16 protein-coding genes are annotated in these 16,179 nt (G+C 45.4%); 11 read left to right on the top strand and 5 right to left on the bottom strand.

The window, feature by feature from the left end; all coding sequences use genetic code 11:
- Nucleotides 1–5 precede the first annotated feature (5 nt).
- The 5 genes from E6W40_RS12865 to mnmH all read left to right on the top strand — a co-directional run bounded on the left by E6W40_RS12865 (nucleotide 6) and on the right by mnmH (nucleotide 4,640).
- Nucleotides 6–389 carry a globin domain-containing protein gene (locus E6W40_RS12865; RefSeq protein ID WP_246073078.1) on the top strand — a complete coding sequence of 128 codons (384 nt, stop codon included), beginning with the start codon at nucleotides 6–8 and terminating at the stop codon, nucleotides 387–389.
- Between the two features lie 163 nt (nucleotides 390–552).
- The gene (locus E6W40_RS12860; RefSeq protein WP_136605812.1) at nucleotides 553–1,095 is read left to right on the top strand and encodes an NADPH-dependent FMN reductase; all 543 of its coding nucleotides are present in this window, start codon (nucleotides 553–555) and stop codon (nucleotides 1,093–1,095) included.
- A gap of 173 nt (nucleotides 1,096–1,268) precedes the next feature.
- Complete coding sequence (locus E6W40_RS12855) at nucleotides 1,269–2,273, top strand: M15 family metallopeptidase (RefSeq protein ID WP_136605811.1); 1,005 nt, start codon at nucleotides 1,269–1,271, stop codon at nucleotides 2,271–2,273.
- Nucleotides 2,274–2,500: 227 nt separating this feature from the next.
- A complete protein-coding gene (gene selD / locus E6W40_RS12850; protein WP_136606976.1) occupies nucleotides 2,501–3,550 on the top strand; it encodes a selenide, water dikinase SelD in 1,050 nt (349 codons plus the stop codon).
- 10 nt (nucleotides 3,551–3,560) lie between these two features.
- On the top strand, nucleotides 3,561–4,640 hold the full coding sequence (mnmH, locus tag E6W40_RS12845; protein ID WP_136605810.1) for a tRNA 2-selenouridine(34) synthase MnmH: 1,080 nt from the start codon (nucleotides 3,561–3,563) through the stop codon (nucleotides 4,638–4,640).
- Nucleotides 4,641–4,672: 32 nt separating this feature from the next.
- Here the strand turns inward: mnmH and E6W40_RS12840 are convergent, their stop codons facing one another.
- Nucleotides 4,673–5,860, bottom strand: coding sequence for an MGDG synthase family glycosyltransferase (locus E6W40_RS12840; RefSeq protein ID WP_136605809.1), 1,188 nt, complete (start codon nucleotides 5,858–5,860; stop codon nucleotides 4,673–4,675).
- Between the two features lie 355 nt (nucleotides 5,861–6,215).
- On the opposite strand from E6W40_RS12840, the gene E6W40_RS12835 reads away from it, so the two are divergent.
- Nucleotides 6,216–7,247 carry a DUF1835 domain-containing protein gene (locus E6W40_RS12835; RefSeq protein ID WP_136605808.1) on the top strand — a complete coding sequence of 344 codons (1,032 nt, stop codon included), beginning with the start codon at nucleotides 6,216–6,218 and terminating at the stop codon, nucleotides 7,245–7,247.
- 153 nt (nucleotides 7,248–7,400) lie between these two features.
- Here the strand turns inward: E6W40_RS12835 and E6W40_RS12830 are convergent, their stop codons facing one another.
- Nucleotides 7,401–7,949, bottom strand: a complete 549-nt coding sequence (locus E6W40_RS12830; protein ID WP_168928914.1) for a TetR/AcrR family transcriptional regulator — start codon at nucleotides 7,947–7,949, stop codon at nucleotides 7,401–7,403.
- Nucleotides 7,950–8,088: 139 nt separating this feature from the next.
- Here E6W40_RS12830 and E6W40_RS12825 point away from each other — a divergent pair, with 139 nt between their 5' ends.
- On the top strand, nucleotides 8,089–8,853 hold the full coding sequence (locus tag E6W40_RS12825; protein WP_136605806.1) for an SDR family oxidoreductase: 765 nt from the start codon (nucleotides 8,089–8,091) through the stop codon (nucleotides 8,851–8,853).
- 83 nt (nucleotides 8,854–8,936) lie between these two features.
- On the opposite strand, the gene E6W40_RS12820 is transcribed toward E6W40_RS12825, so the two are convergent.
- Nucleotides 8,937–10,199 (bottom strand): MFS transporter, encoded by a 1,263-nt coding sequence (locus tag E6W40_RS12820; protein ID WP_168928913.1) that lies wholly within the window; start codon nucleotides 10,197–10,199, stop codon nucleotides 8,937–8,939.
- A gap of 156 nt (nucleotides 10,200–10,355) precedes the next feature.
- Between E6W40_RS12820 and pdxR the strand changes: the two genes are divergently transcribed.
- Entirely contained in the window at nucleotides 10,356–11,834 is a 1,479-nt protein-coding gene (gene pdxR, locus E6W40_RS12815) for a MocR-like pyridoxine biosynthesis transcription factor PdxR (protein WP_136605804.1), read from the top strand.
- Here the strand turns inward: pdxR and E6W40_RS12810 are convergent.
- Nucleotides 11,790–12,011: a hypothetical protein gene (locus E6W40_RS12810; RefSeq protein ID WP_136605803.1), complete on the bottom strand. Its 222-nt coding sequence runs from the start codon at nucleotides 12,009–12,011 to the stop codon at nucleotides 11,790–11,792. The two genes, pdxR and E6W40_RS12810, sit on opposite strands and share 45 nt — an antisense overlap.
- A 132-nt stretch (nucleotides 12,012–12,143) precedes the next feature.
- Between E6W40_RS12810 and E6W40_RS12805 the strand changes: the two genes are divergently transcribed.
- Both E6W40_RS12805 and E6W40_RS30490 read left to right on the top strand, forming a co-directional pair.
- Complete coding sequence (locus E6W40_RS12805) at nucleotides 12,144–14,537, top strand: YcdB/YcdC domain-containing protein (RefSeq protein ID WP_136605802.1); 2,394 nt, start codon at nucleotides 12,144–12,146, stop codon at nucleotides 14,535–14,537.
- 133 nt (nucleotides 14,538–14,670) lie between these two features.
- Entirely contained in the window at nucleotides 14,671–14,841 is a 171-nt protein-coding gene (locus E6W40_RS30490; protein ID WP_136606975.1) for a M28 family peptidase, read from the top strand.
- A 75-nt stretch (nucleotides 14,842–14,916) separates the two neighbouring features.
- Here E6W40_RS30490 and E6W40_RS12795 read toward each other — a convergent pair whose 3' ends face one another.
- On the bottom strand, nucleotides 14,917–15,354 hold the full coding sequence (locus tag E6W40_RS12795; protein ID WP_136605801.1) for an Lrp/AsnC family transcriptional regulator: 438 nt from the start codon (nucleotides 15,352–15,354) through the stop codon (nucleotides 14,917–14,919).
- Between the two features lie 142 nt (nucleotides 15,355–15,496).
- Here E6W40_RS12795 and E6W40_RS12790 point away from each other — a divergent pair, with 142 nt between their 5' ends.
- Nucleotides 15,497–16,078, top strand: a complete 582-nt coding sequence (locus tag E6W40_RS12790; protein WP_136605800.1) for a DJ-1/PfpI family protein — start codon at nucleotides 15,497–15,499, stop codon at nucleotides 16,076–16,078.
- Nucleotides 16,079–16,179 lie beyond the last annotated feature (101 nt).

The raw sequence follows: 16,179 nt of genomic DNA, 5'->3' as shown, positions 1-16,179 counted from the left end.
GTCCAATATCCTATTACGAGCAGGTGGGCGGTGCTCCAACCATCCACGCCATTGTGGAAGCTTTTTATCCGAGAGTTGTCGCTCATCCACTTCTGGCTCCCTTGTTTCCGGAGGACATTAATCCGGTCATGGAAAAGCAGGAGATGTTCCTGACACAATACTTTGGAGGGCCTCAGCTATACACGATGAAAGAAGGTCATCCGCGTATGAGAGCAAGACATATTGGGTTTCCGATCACACCTGACCGAGCAACGGCTTGGCTAAGCTGTATGCAGCAGGCGATGGACGAAGTCGTCGAGGATAAAATGCTGCGTGAACAGATGATGGAACGGTTAGCGATGACCGCTTACTTTTTTGTGAATACAGATGAACAAGAGGCTGACATGTAAGTCAGCCGGCTATTTTTATTGAAATACTTAAGCTTCAATTTGACGGAAAAGGGAAAACAGATGCAACCTTGGCATCCTGACTGAAATGGCAGACAACCGCTGAAGGAATCTCCCATTTACCGGCAAAATCAAGCGAATCACATCAGAAAAGGAGACTGCCTTCATGAAGCTGGTTGGTATATCGGGTGCGATTATTGGGAGCAAAACAGCCATCGTCGTACAAAAAGTACTGGAAGAAGTAAAGAAAATTGATCCGGAGATCGAAACGGAGCTGCTGGATATGAAGGAATATGATGTCCAGTTTTGTGACGGACGTGATCCGTCTGCTTATACCGGTGATACCAAGAAAGTGATCGACAGTGTCATTTCCAGTGACTTTTGTCTGATCGGAACACCTATTTATCAAGCCTCGATGTCAGGTGTGTTGAAGAATTTGTTTGACCTGATTCCGACATCGGCATTACAGCAAAAGGTGCTCGGATTCGTAGCTACCGGGGGGACATATCAGCACTATCTTGTCATTGAAAATCAGCTGAAGCCGATTGCGGGTTTCTTCCGATCTTACGTGGCACCGGGCTATGTGTATGTGCATGATGATCATTATAATGAATTTAAGGAAATTAATGACCCTGATGTGCTGGAAAGAATCCAGAGACTTGCGTCAGAGCTCGTATTTATGCAGAAACGTCTGAAAACGGCCGATTAACCGAGGCTACATATCGCAGTTCTTCTGTAAAAGACCTGATCAATGATTTGATCGGGTCTTTTTTTGTCGTATAATGAAATAGAAGTTTCATAGATTTGTAGATTCATCGTGTCGAAGATATGTAATTCAATGTTTACTTATGGAGTCAACATGGGAGAGAGAGGTGAACGCATATGCGTAAATATGTGGTCACTTTTATAGTGGCCGTTCTAATTGTAGCAGGAGGTTTCCTCGCATGGGACAAACACTGGACACCTGCAGCTGATGGAGAGGTTGTGGAGAAAACACCCGCGCTTTCGCCTCAGAAGAGTGGCCAGACGGAAGCATCCGTTACTACTGCAGTTAAAGGAACCGTGAGTGAAAGCACAACGAAGACTCAGGACAGCAAGACTAGCAGTAATCAGCCAAAGTCCAATGAAGCTGGCAAGTCAACCGGTCAAACGCAAACGGCGAAAAATGTAAATTCTAAAAATACGGATTCCAAACCATCAGCGGGTTCCAAATCGGATTCGGATGCTTCTGTGAAAGGTTCCGGCAAAACGGGCGGGAAAACGGAATTTGTCAACACATATAACGTAGAGCATGTCGTATCGAATCCGGAAAGTATGAATGTATTGGTGAACAAAACCTACCGCCTTCCTGCAGGTTATGTGCCGCCAGACCTGGTATACCCGAATGTACCCTTCACTTTCTCGGAAAAGGTCGACAAACGCAAAATGCGCAAGGAAGCTGCGACTGCACTTGAAAAGCTGTTCGCAGGCGCTAAAAAAGACGGTGTAAGCCTGGCAGGTGTGTCCGCCTACCGTTCAGAGTCACGTCAAACCACGTTGTATAATAACTATGTTAAGCGTGACGGAGTGAAAGCTGCAGACACGTACAGTGCCCGTCCGGGTCACAGCGAGCATCAGACGGGTCTGACCATTGACGTGTCGGGGAGCACCGGCAAATGTGCTGCGGAAAGCTGCTTCGCAGGAACCAAGGAAGCCAAATGGCTGGCCAAGCATGCACATGAATATGGCTTCATCGTCCGCTATCCGGAAGGTAAGGATTCGATCACAGGCTACAAATATGAGCCTTGGCATCTGCGTTATATCGGGACCAAGATTGCCCAGACAGTTGCAAGCCGCTCGACTACATTGGAGCAATATTTTGGCAGTTCGATTCCAGTGTCCAAATAATGCCGAAATCAAGGTATAATTGATCATAGGATTGCAATGTTACGCAGGATAGACGGCCGCGCAATTAATGCGGGAAGCTCGATATCCTGCTCTTTGCTGTGATGAAGAGCATTACGTACCCGATCTGATTTGCCTTTTTACCGGTGGATGTGTACGATTTATGCAGTAGAAAGAACTACCTAATATTATAACTTTAAAATATATCCATGAAAGGTCGTGCAGAATTAATGGATTCTGAATTCAATATTAAATTAACCTCTCTATCAAGCAAAGGAGGCTGTGGCTGCAAGATCGGTCCTGCCGATTTGAACCAGGTACTTCGCAATCTTCCGCCGGCAGAGCCGAATCCTAACCTGTTGGTTGGTCTGGATACGAGTGATGACGCAGGCGTGTACAAGCTAAACGATGAGCTGGCCCTGGTGCAAACACTCGATTTTTTCACCCCCATTGTTGACGATCCGTATTCTTTTGGACAAATTGCTGCAGCGAATGCGATCAGTGATATTTATGCAATGGGCGCCAAGCCTTTAACGGTATTAAATATCGTGGCATTCCCGATTTCCACCCTGGATAAACGTATTTTGTCCGAGATTTTACGGGGAGCAGGAGATAAAGTGAAGGAAGCTGGAGCGACCTTGGTAGGTGGCCACTCTATTGACGATAAAGAGCCTAAATTCGGTTTAGCGGTCACAGGTCTTGTCCATCCTGATAGAGTACGCAGCAACGCCGGAGCCAAGGTAGGCGATAAGATCATCCTGACCAAGCCGATTGGCGTAGGCATCATGACGACTTCCATTAAAAATGATAAGCTTTCAGCTGAAGAAATTGCACGAGTAACCCAGGTGATGTCGACGCTGAACAAACAAGCTGCTGAAGTCATGGAAAAGTATGATGTTCATGCCTGCACAGACGTGACCGGATTCGGGTTGATGGGGCATTCGTTGGAAATGGCTAAGGGCAGCGGAGTGGAAATCCGTATTCGCAAGGATGATGTACCGGTACTTCCACGTGTGCGTGAGTTGGCTGAACAGGGTCTGGTACCCGGCGGATCCAAAAACAATTATAACCATGTTGAGGATAGTGTTCTTTTCCCTGAGCAAATGGATCAGATCGACCGCTGGATTCTGTGTGATGCCGTCACTTCAGGTGGACTGCTGATCTCGGTAAGCGCAGAAGAGGCGGACGCATTGCATCAGGAGATGGTGAGCGCGGGTGTGGAAGCCAAAATTATCGGTGAAGTTACATCCAGTGGTATCGGACAAATTGTGATCGAATAGGGAGTGCCTTATGTTTCAAGACATATCGATAGAGAAGCTAAATGAACTTCGAGCTAAAAATGAAATGACTATCATTGATGTCAGGTCGCCATCTGAATTTGCGGATTCCACGATACCGGGCAGCATTAATATACCTTTTTTCACAGATGAAGAACGGGCCGAAATCGGCACGCTTTATAAACAAGTCAGCACACAGGAAGCTAAAGAGCGGGGCCTGGAGATCATGTCTGCCAAGCTGCCCGCATTTGTAAAACGTTTTGCGGAAATCAAAGGAAATAAAACTGTTTTTTGCTGGCGTGGTGGTATGCGAAGCAGAACGACGGCAACGGTACTTTCACTCATGGGTATTCATGTCTACCGGCTCGATGGAGGCTATCGCTCATTCCGGAAATGGGTCGTTGAGACGCTGGGTATGATGGATTTTGCCCCGAAGGTCTTTGTGCTTCATGGCAATACGGGAACCGGAAAAACCGAAATTCTCAAAGTGCTGAAAGGGAAAGGATATCCGGTTGTCGATTTGGAAGGATTGGCGGGTCACAGAGGTTCTATTTTCGGTGAGATTGGACTGAAGAGCAATAATCAGAAGACCTTTGATTCGCTCCTTTTAGAGGAGATCCTCCGCTACCGTGACGAGCCTTACATTCTGATTGAAGCGGAGAGCAAGCGTATTGGAAAAGTGGTACTGCCCGAGTTCCTGATTGATAAGAAAGAGCAGGGGACACATATTATGCTTGAAGCTCCTACGGCCTTACGGGTGACGAACATTTTGAACGACTACCGGCCGAAAGAACATAAGGAACTGAGCTTAAAGGCTTTTCTTCAGATCAAATCGCGGATTCATACACCCATTGCCCAAGAAATTGAGGCAAGCTTGCTGACCTCACAATTCGGCCGTGCTGTTGAGCTGTTGCTTGAATCCTATTATGATCCGAGATATGCACATACTTCTCAGACGTACGGAGAAGCGTTCGATCAGATTCCTGCGATTCAATTCAAGACGATTGAAGAAGCCGTAGAACTTGTCGAACAGCGTATTAAGGAAATGACGAACCAGATGGAACCTGAGGGAACCATAAAATCCGGCGTGTAAAATAAAAGGAGAGCCTTCAAGGCTCTCCTTTTTTATATACCCACAGGGATTCCGTGAGTCGTTAGCATGTTAGCTTGCTGAGCCGTATAATCCAGCATGTTGACAAGCTCAGTGGCACAGCGGCTGGGATTATAGGAATCTGTGCCATTCGAATCAAAAGGCATTGAAGTTCGTTGTGATCCGCGCTGCATGTCGATCTTCTCACCGCAGGCAAGCTTGCAGAGCCAATCTTCAATCACATTCTCATTCTTGAGCGCCTCGCCATAGCCGCGTGTGACAAAATATTCGCGGTTCATCTCTTCCTGGCCCGGAAGGGATTCACAGAACAGCATGGGCAGTCCCTTGGCCAATGCCTCGGTGCATGTCATTCCGCCCGGCTTAGTAACAAGCAGATCGGACGCGTCCATCCATTTGCTGATTTCACGCGTGTGACCCATAAGCACAATGTTCTCATGCTGGAATTTCGGATCGTTTTTCATTTTGTCGAGCAGTTTCTGATTGCTGCCAAGACAGAAAACGAGCTGAACATGTTCCTTCCATTGGATCAACTGCTCGGTAAGCTGATTGTTCGAGACCAACCCCCAACCACCGCCCATGATGAATACCGTAGGCATATTTTTAATGTTCAGCTTTCTTCTGACGGATGCCTTGTCTTCAGTTGACCAGAAATCCGGATGTACCGGAATTCCTGTAACCTGAACATTACTCGGATAAACGCCCCGATCAAGCAGCAGTTGGCGCACGCTGTCCGTTGAAACAAGGAAACGGTCGACCTCGGCGTTAATCCACGACGCATGAGCATCATAGTCTGTAATTACTGTATAGAGTGGGATATCAAGTCCGGCTGCTTTTAGCCGGGAAATGATATTGGTTGGAATCGGATGCGTACTCACGATTAAATCAGGTCTTAAGTGCTCGATAATTTCAGCCGTATGATGATAAAAAAGCCTATGCAGTGCCATCGTGGTCAATTTGCTCAGTGGTTTGTCGTGCTGCTTGCGGTAAAGTAACCCAACAAGGCCGGGATTGGTGTGAATCGTTAAACGGTAGGCAGAGAGAATCCAGGGTGCCACGGTAGGATTCAAGAAGGAGCCCAGCTCGATTACTTTGGTCTGAATATTCGGATTCATTCTTTTCATGCCTGCAGCCAGCGCATAACCGGCCTGAGTATGCCCGCTTCCAAAACCTTCAGACAGGATCAACACTCTTTTCTTGCGCATACGTTCACCTTCGATCTTTTATATTGGATGCTCCTTCTTGATGAAGGCAGCTTATGTTCTAACGGGAGATATATATCCTGTTAAATATTCAGTGTTCAGTCTTATGTAAGATAACGTAACCCATATAATCAGTGTATGATGGATTGTGTATCTTCAAAACGGACCGTGGTCCGGTTTACATGCTGGACTAAGGTCGGGGAACACTGCTTGTTTGGGTATCCTATGTAGTTAGACGATGTGCAAGAAGAAATCCATGCAGGTTTTTTTTTACAATTTCTAAAATGGAGTTTAACGTGATGATTATATTATACTATTAATAGAATAACAGGTATTATCTGTAATTATAAGGAGGTAAATGATGCAAAATGGAAAAGACATGTTAATGACCATGAATGATAATCTCAGAAGAAACCTGCTGATAAGGATGGTCGAGCGTGCCTGGCAAGGCTTACAGGAAAATGGGAATGAAAAGTTGGCTGAAGAGCTGTTAAGTATCTTAAATGATGTACAGCGTGAAGAACAGGATCGTTTGGACCGTAAAATCAATGTGCATGTGGTTTTTAGCTCTACAGGTGCGGGCTCAGTAAAAGTTGCTTTAAGTAAATGTGAAAAAAGGATGGAGAGCCGAGTCATTCAATTGGATGATTTTTATTCCTACGGACCGATCTTGCAGCTGCATCTAGAGCAGGGACGACTTAAGCGGGAGCGATGGATGATGGAACGCTTTAATGACCAGATGTATCGCAGCCTAATGGATAGGGAAAACCGAGTTGATCATTTTATGAGTAAGCTGAGCAGCATTCCAGAGAACTGCCGGATCTATCTCTGGGTTGGCGACAACGCACATGATCAAGTGTCTGCAAGGCTAACCATGTATGCTTTACGTGGTAAAACGAACGACATACATATCCTGAATGTTACGCAACTGTATAAAGAAGTGGCGGAGAGGTTTGAACCAGCGCTTGAGCCGAAATATGTTGGACATGTCCCCATGGAAGCCTTAACAGAGATGATGAATCAATTTGAGTCTGCTCAACTGATCGAAGAAAAGACGAAGGGTGCATTGGTTAAGGACTGGGAGGTGCTATCGATAACAACAGACACTCTTCGTATGTGGATGAATGGAGAGATCGTTGGTCTTGAAGAAGATGCTTTCGACGCCGAAATTCTCCATACGGTCCGCTCATTGCAGCAATCGGATGATAAGGAGCTCGTAAAGAACGGTTATGTAAGGGCGGGCGCTGTGGTTTCAACATTATTTGAACGGGAAATATTTGAAAGTGACCGATATATCGAATATCGATTGTGGTATTTGATCAGCAGCGGTCAGCTTGATTTTAAAGGCATACCGTATGCTCTGTATTTGTACAGTGTAAAAATTCCGTGAACGATGAAAAATACGGTGATCTGGAGGGGGGCGTTAGACTCGTAGAGGAAGAGCTGAGGGAGGGCAGTCAGATTGAGCTTGCCGAGGTTATTCTTAGTCGCTCACTTCTGCAGCTGGGAATTCCGGCATTTAATTACAGTGGTCAGCTTGAATCTATTCCTCCATCTGACTATAAGGAAAAAGCAGCATCTGCGTCACCCATTTGGCCATATGCTCTGGAGATTCTTGCATTTTTGTTGAAACCCAGTACCGTATGAGACCGATCAACCCGCCTGCATTGTAAGCGCATCGGACTTTATCAAGTGAAAATTTCAATAGCTCTTCTTTGATTACCTCATCCAATTGCTGCGGAAATTGCTTTTCACCAAGCATGACGGAATAGAATTTGAAGTACTCCTGGATATGATTGAAAAAAGCGATCAACGAAGAAATGGGCTGCTGCCGCTCCTCATAATCACGCTGTGCAGCTTCAAGGCTGAACGTGGGGTATTGTATGGCTTCCCGGAGCTTTTCAAGTATGAAATTTGAATTCTGCTCCATCAAATCCTCTTTATCCAGGAAATGCAGATAGAAGGTAGACCGGTTAATACCGGCACGTTGAACAATATCGCGAATGGTAATGGATTCATATTTTTTCTCTGTCATCAAATCATGGAAGGCATTCATAATGGATTTTCTGGTCTTAAGAACACGCGGATTCATATAGTCGCTCCTTGTGAGTATCTTTGATGGTGGAAATAGACATTTTCGGACAAAATGATGTTTGTACCGTTGTTGTACTAGCGTTACAATCATTATAGACACTCTGTTGTCTAATTCAATGCCATGGGAGGTATATACAATGAAACTTCAAGACAAAGTTACTGTAATTACGGGTGCAGGCTCCGGCATGGGTAAAGAGATGGCACTGCTGTTCGCGCAGGAAGGAGCAAAGCTGGTTCTTGCCGACATTTCGCAAGCTTCATTAGACCAGGTTGTAGCTCAGGTGAAGGAAAACGGAGGTAACGCTGTAGGCGTAATCGCCAACGTTGCTAAAGAAGAAGACGTGCAAAACATGATTGATACCGCTGTGAATACTTATGGATCACTGGATGTGCTGGTAAACAACGCAGGTATCATGGATAAAATGACACCGGTTACAGAGCTTACTGATGAGCTGTGGGAAAGAGTAATCGGGGTTAACGCTACCGGTCCTATGCGTGCCATCCGTAAAGCACTGCCTATCATGATCAAGCAGGGCAAAGGCGTTATCGTCAACACCGCTTCAGTCGGCGGATTATTTGGATCCCGTGCTGGCGCTGCCTATACAGCTTCCAAACATGCTGTCGTGGGTCTGACTAAAAACGTAGGCTTTCAATATGCCGATGCAGGAATTCGCTGTAATGCAATCGCTCCGGGCGGCGTAGAAACAAATATTATGGCTGATGCAGGCGAGATGAACATGGAATCCATTGGCATGAAAAAGGCTATGGCTGGAATAGGTACGAACCAAAGAAACGGCAAGCCTGAAGAAATTGCCAAAGTGGCATTGTTCCTGGCTTCTGATGATTCGAGCTTTGTGAACGGTACGGTGATTACAGCCGATTCGGGTTGGACTGCTTACTAATATCAATCGTTTATTCTTTATTGCAGGGCTGTTTTTCGCGGATGCACAGCGGAGAAACAGCCCTGTTTGCATTTTACTCTGGTTTATTGAGCCAAGGATTCCGCAGCAGTCTCAGCCTTATTACGGGATTGTACTCTAAAGTATCCAGCACATACTAGCAGACTTAAGAGAAGATTCAATCCGATCAGAATCTGATAATTATGGGCATAGTCAAAATTGAATCCGCCTCCCATGGCAGCCAGCCCCCCGCCAAGCTGATGAACCAGCAGCAGAATTCCCGTGTGCAGACCCATATTTTTATCTGTCCCGCCCAGAGACTCTCTGGCTACAAGGATTGCTCCCGGAACGGCTCCAACATAAGTGGCACCAAAGATCAGCGAGAACAAAACAGGCGAAATTGGGAAATGGAGTATCAGCAAGGTGAATGCCGCTGTTCTTAGAAGATATAAAATGGCTAACGCTTTGGTTCTGGAGGTATGATCCAGCAGGAAGGAAAATGTAATACCACCGAATACCTCGAGCAGGCCAAGCAGACTCATTGCGGATGAGATCATTGCTGTGGAGACATGTGCCTGCTGGTGAATGGCAACCAGGTTCATTTCCACCGTTCCCATACTGATTCCGCAAGTGAGAATACCGAATGCGACGACGAGGTATACCGGATGCCTGAGCATTTGCGTGAATAACCTCATACCCGTGAGCCACTTCGGTGTAGGTTTGTTTGTAGACTCGGGTGAGGAGGGCATAGCAGTAACGTAATCTTCGTCAATACTATCCGCTTTTTGATGTTCACGCAGTATAAAAAAAATGCAGGGAATAAAGATCAGACTGATCAGAAGCAGCACTTGATAGACCTTAATCCAATTGAGTCCTTCCCAATTGGCAAGAACCGGTACCATTACAGCAAAGCCAAGAGATGTTGAGCTTCCGAGTACAGCCAAAGCTTTGGCCCGGTGATGCCGGAACCAGCCTGTAATCAGCACATAGCTGGTAGAAGCCCCAAGACCGACAAATCCCGCGAATAATCCATTTCCGATAAAATAGCCGAGCTCATTCTGAAGGGTCAGCACAGTAATGATCGAAAGGATTTGGCAGCTGCTCACGAGCACCATCACCTTTTTGACACCGAATTGGTCCACAAGCAGCCCGCCAAGCGGTGCACATAACGCGCCGATAAATGTCGCAACCGACCAGGTCGTACCCAGAAAATTTCTCCCTACACCAAGACTGGATGTTATCTCACCCTGGTAATATGAAATGACGAACCGGCTCAGTGATCCGGCAAAGCCGAAGCACCACAGAAATATCAGTAAAAACCAGGCATATTTTTTCTCTCTCCACAGCATGGACAATCTCCCTCCGTCGTGTTTGCATCCCTTGCATTGAGTTGTTTTTTGCCAGTATACAATGATTTGACCTGGCTTTAACCAGCCAATTGGCAGAATATTCCCCAAACCAATTCGGATTGCATATATAATGTCAGCATAGGGGGAGGGAACGCGGTGAATTGGAAGCCAGAGCATTCGGGCGAGATACCTGTGTATAAACAAATCTATATCCATTTTGAGAACCAAATCCGAAGCGGAACGCTTCAAAGCGGAGCTAAGCTGCCGACCGAGCGAGATCTAGCCCGCAAGCTATCCGTAAACCGAAGTACGGTCACAACGGCTTATGATGAGCTTCGATCATCGGGATTAATTGAATCACGGCAGGGAAGCGGTACACGGGTGAGTGGTTTCATGTGGGAGACGAAGCCGGTCAGACAACCTCATTGGCAGCGATACAACCGCAGAGTGGTGTATGATGCATCCGAACCGATACGTAACCTGGCACATCAATCACTTGGTCATCAAGATATCATCCATATGATCCGAGGGGAACTGTCTCCCGATCTGATGCCGCTGTCATTGCTGCATCAGGCTTCGCAGCAGCTGAACTATGATGTTCCCTTCAGTTATTTCGAAGACTGGCGAGGGGATGTGCAGCTCAGGGAAACTCTAGCCCAGTTCTTGTCTGCGCGAATGAATATTCATTCGGATTCCGCAAATATCCTGGTCACAAGCGGCGTTAAGCATGCTCTCTACCTGATTGCCCGGACACTGCTGCAGCCTGGGGATGCCATTGCAGTCGAGGGTCCGTCCTACTTATATTCGATGCAGGTCTTTGCAGAGGAGGGGCTGCGCATGGTCAAACTGGAGGTTGATGAGGAAGGTTTGATTCCTGAGCAGCTGCCCACACTTTATCAGCAGTTTGGCGTACGCATGGTATTCACCAATCCCACTTATCAAAATCCGACGGGTACCACAATGTCCACATCGCGACGTCAGAAGCTACTGGAAATATGCGAGCAGCTCAATATTCCACTTGTTGAAGATGATCCTTACAGTCTCCTTCATTTCAGCAACGCATCGCCGATGGTTCCCTCTATCAAATCCATGGATCAGAAAAGCCAGTACGTCATTTATATAGGTACCCTTTCCAAGATATCAACACCCGGTATGAGAATGGGATACGTTGCCGCTCCTGAACAAGTCATTCGAAGGCTGGCGGAGGCAAAAAACCGTATGGGCTACAGCACAAGTCATATGGGGGAGCGTTTGGCACATTATTTTCTGAATGAGGAGGGTTTGGATACACATTTGGATAGGGTGAGAAAGGAACTGTCCAGAAGAAGGGAACACATGCTGCAGGCCATTCATCGTGAGGCTGGAGAGTATCTTGAGCTTATCGCGCCTGATGCACCTGCGGGTGGATATTATCTCTGGCTTCGTTTGAAAGATGAACATGCTGTCGTTTCTGAGAAGGCATGGATCGAAAAGGCTATTCAGTACGGGATAAGCTTCTATCCGGGATCGGTGTTCGGTGAAGGAGGGGGAAAACTGCGGTTAACCTATGCATCCATTGGCATCGAAGAGATTGATGAGGGGATCAAACGATTAGGCCGTCAACTGCGAGATATGTCCGGGAATCCAATCAGATAAAAAAACAGCGCCGTCGTCTGTGCCTTTTCGGCACCACGAGCGGCGCTGTTCCGCTTTTTTGTTGGCGACTACCTGAGTCATTGGTTTGCGGCTCCATGATATTCGGCCTCCGAGGACCGGTGCAGGTTGATTGGCCTGAGCGGATTTCGCTGGCTTATATTGCTTTGATTTTTTCATTGAAATCTCCCCTTTACGAAAGTTACGGTTTCAGCATAAAACATTTTAAACATGAACTCAAGTAAACTGCGTAAAATGAAAGGGTATGTTATAATAATTTTGGTTTAAATTGGAAATTGGGAGGTTGAAAAGATGAAACTCAGCAAGATGTCTGCAAGACAAGCCCAAAAGAGGATTTCCACAAAAATGGTGGCCAAAACCGTTCTTGCAAGTACCATTGGGTTGAGTCTTCTTCAGATTCCGGTATGGGCGGCTGCCTCTACGGCAAGCGGAACTGGATTCGCGGTAGTTAAGGAGAGCAACGTTGTCACCAATACCCAGACTTCAGGAGAAAATGCAAAGATCTCGAAGGAGCAAGCACAGCAAACAATGATAACATTGTTTCCGGCACTTAAAGATGCCAAACTGGAAAATTCCAGTTATTCGGAAACGGAGAACATGCCTGGTCATCAATCCGAATGGATGTTCAACTGGACCATTACAAAAGGGAACACCACGTACGGCATGAGCACAGGAGTCGACGCAGTGACCGGCGATGTACTCAGCTATTATCAGCCATATAATCTTTCCGGTGAAGAAAGTGCTTATTATCCTGCAGAGATCACGAAGGAAAAGGCCGAGAAATTAGCAAGGGATTTTATCGCGCAAGCTGCTCCATCCCTGCAAGCCGGAGAATTGATAAATTCTACGGGTTTGATATATAACACCTCCAAAGCGTTATTTGGACCTGTTACATACAATTTTAATTACAATATCAAAATAAACGGTATCCCTTCTGATGGAGAATTCATTAATATTGGCATTGACGGCAAAGGCCGGATATTCAGTTACAATCGTTCGGCCACGGATATCCAAAAGTACCCTTCAGCTAAACCGTCCATATCACAATCCGAAGCTGTAAACGCGTACAAGCAGGATCTGTCCCTTACATTGGCCTATGTACCTTTTAATGATTTTTTCGCCTCTCCCAATTCGAAAATGGACTGGCAGCTAGCATACATACCGGCTCCTTACCTGACCACAATGGATGCCCTTACGGGTAAAAGATTGAACTCCATCACGAGGTCCGAAACAACGGTACCCAAGGCATTGGAATATACGGCGCTTCCGGCGTCTCCGAATTCCTTTAGAGCACATCAGGGCAAGACATTAACATCGAAGGAAGCGCAGCAGCTGTTTGCCGATTTTGCACCTTCGGGTAAGGATTACACATTGTCCACTAACCTTTCAAACTACTGGATGGATGCGAGCAAGCAGGTTTGGAATTTAAACTGGGATAACCGCAGCATGATGGGTATGGGGAACGACAGTATCCATATGATGGTGGATGCCGATACCGGGCAGCTTATCAATTATAATGTCGCCATATATTCTATGGGCATGAAGAACGGTGAAGATTCGAAGAGCAGCAAGGAATCACAGAGCAGCACAGCCGTTATTTCAGAATCGAAAGCCCGTGAAAAAGCGATTGACCTGGTTTCCCGTTACTACCCTGAGGCGGCCAAAGTGCTTAAGCTTTCCAATGAGTCTTCAACAGACAAGACGGATGGCAAAACCTCGTATAGATTTGTATTCCAGCGATTCTACAAGGATCTTCCGGTATATAACCAGCAGGTAACGGTCGCTATGGATGGCAGCGGCAAGCTCCTGTCCTACAGTATGGGTTCCTTGCTCTCTGACGGCTTTGAAAAAGATCTGGACTCCCTTACGGCGAAAGTTACCCTTGAGGACGCACTCCATACGTATAAGGAATCTCTGGGGGCCGAGCTGAGATATACCGCTGACGGAGGCTACTACACGGAGACCAGATACTTGGAACCAACCGTATCACTGAGTTACGTGCCCACATTCGATGGTGAACGTTCCCTTCCATTTCTGAATGCGGTTACGGGGAAAAGTGAATTATATGGCTACTCTACAACAAAGGATAAGGGAGACCCTGCTAACCTGCCGTCGGATGTTGTTTCTCACAGCGCAAGCAAGGATCTTGCCATACTTCTTGATTACAACGTCATTACTCCGGGGAGCGATGGTCTGCTCCACCCGGATGCGGAGCTGTCTTATGGGGACATGATGAATATGTTCTCAAAAGCGGTTATGCCGGATCAAAATTATTATGATGCAGGTCGACTAGGTACACAGTATAAGGATGTTGCCGCAGAAAGTCCGTATGCCCATGCAACTCTGGTGTTCACTGACCGCGGTTGGCTCCGGAATACGAAGTCCAGCGAGCTTCATCCGGAGCAGAAGCTAACTCGGGAAAAGCTGGCTGATATGATCATCGACATTTTACATTACGACCAACTGTCCAAGTACTATAACGCGGATCCGAAGGTCATGAGCTTGTCCGATGCGGCATCTATACAAAATAAGGGAGCCGTGGAGCTTGTACTGAAGCTCGGACTGATGACGGTCAAGGATGATAAATTTGATCCTGCAAAAGCGGTCACCAAAGCTGAGGCTGCCCAAATTCTCGTATTGCTTGCCCATATTCAAGGTAAGGTAGACACACCGATTTCTTACTAACTTAACACAGCTGTTTCGGCCGGCTGCGAATTACAGCAGTCGGCTCTTTTTTTTACAAGATTAGATATGGAGATATTGGAATGCATTCTAACAGCATCAATCAGAGCTTGTTTCGAAGTTTTATAGGAGTTATATCTGTGATGTTACGCTGAATAACATTATTGCTACGCTCAAAGGCTCAAAAGAAGGCAAGGCATTAATGATGTCCGCCCATTACGATTCCGTCACCGATTCTATTTGGAGTCTACTTGCTTCACAATATTTAAAACGACGCCCTTATCCTTTCTTTGGTTTTCTCGGTTGAGTGCACTATTTGATAAACAAAAAGCCACTTCCTCAAAGCGGCTCCATTTTAACTATCTGTGTTAAACCGGGATTTCTATTCTTCACTAGTAAAAGGGTCGATTACTTTTTGTTCATAAGAAGATAACACGATATTTGTTGAGGGCGTACCATATTGCATTGAATCATCAATAAATTGTTCTAAACTCTCTACAGAATACGTTGCTAATTTGACAATATAGCTAATTTCCCCTGCTACCCTGTGACACTCAAGTACATCTGGATGATTACGGCAAAAGTTTGCTAATGATTTACAATCCGTTGATTCAAACAATATAATTGCAGAAATTGGACGGTTCATTTTTTTTAGAGAAACACGTGCATGGTAACCCTCAATAATTTGTTGCTCCTCTAACTTTCGTACTCGCTCAATTACGGATGGAGAAGATAAGTGAACGGCTTCTGCTAAATCCTTCATGGAAATTTTTGCATTCGACTGTAATATTCTCACGATGTTTTTATCAATTTGATCCATAAAATACCCAACCTTTTTTTATAAAATAGAATAAGTAAAATTATTAATAAAGTAAAGTCAAATAACAAAAAATCCTTTTCCGAATTATTCATAAGCCTTCTATATTCTTATAAAATGAGGATATCAGGAGGGGGTTTGGAATATGAAAAAGATATTATTATTATTAGCTAACGGATTTGAAGCAGTAGAAGCTAGTATATTTACAGATGTACTAGGTTGGAATAAATGGGAGGGAGATGGATCAACTGAGGTCGTAACAGTGGGTCTTCGGAATAAATTAGACTGTACATGGAATTTTACTGTTATACCTGAAAAAACGGTCAACGATATTCAACTAGATGAGTTTGATGCACTAGCTATTCCAGGAGGATTTGAAGAAGCTGGATTTTACGAGGATGCCTTCAGTAAGCCATTTTTAAGTGTAATTCAACATTTTTATTCCAAGCAGAAACCGATTGCTAGTATCTGTGTTGCATCATTAGCACTTGGCAAAAGCGGCATTCTTAAAGGGAAAAAAGCTACCACATATAATCATCCAACCAGTAAACGAAAAGAGCAGTTAAAAAATTTCGGCGCAGTTGTACAAAATGATTTAATTGTTCAGGATGGAAATATTATTACATCTTCAAATCCAGGCACTGCTTTTGATGTTGCATTTTTATTACTCGAAAAACTAACATCTAAAAAAAATGCGGAACATGTAAAGGATCTTATGGGATTTTAGGCATTGAACTTAAACAAATTGGGTGCAATAGTTGAGTTTCGGAGCTGTCATTGCATTGTTGCGCTAAACTGCCCGTTAGCTTAATGAAGTTACCGTATCAT

The sequence above is a fragment of the Paenibacillus dokdonensis genome (assembly GCF_004916975.1).
In the GTDB taxonomy this organism is placed as follows: domain Bacteria; phylum Bacillota; class Bacilli; order Paenibacillales; family Paenibacillaceae; genus Paenibacillus_AQ; species Paenibacillus_AQ dokdonensis.
Note: the sequence above shows the minus strand (reverse complement) of the source record. Positions and strands in the feature narration are given on the sequence as shown.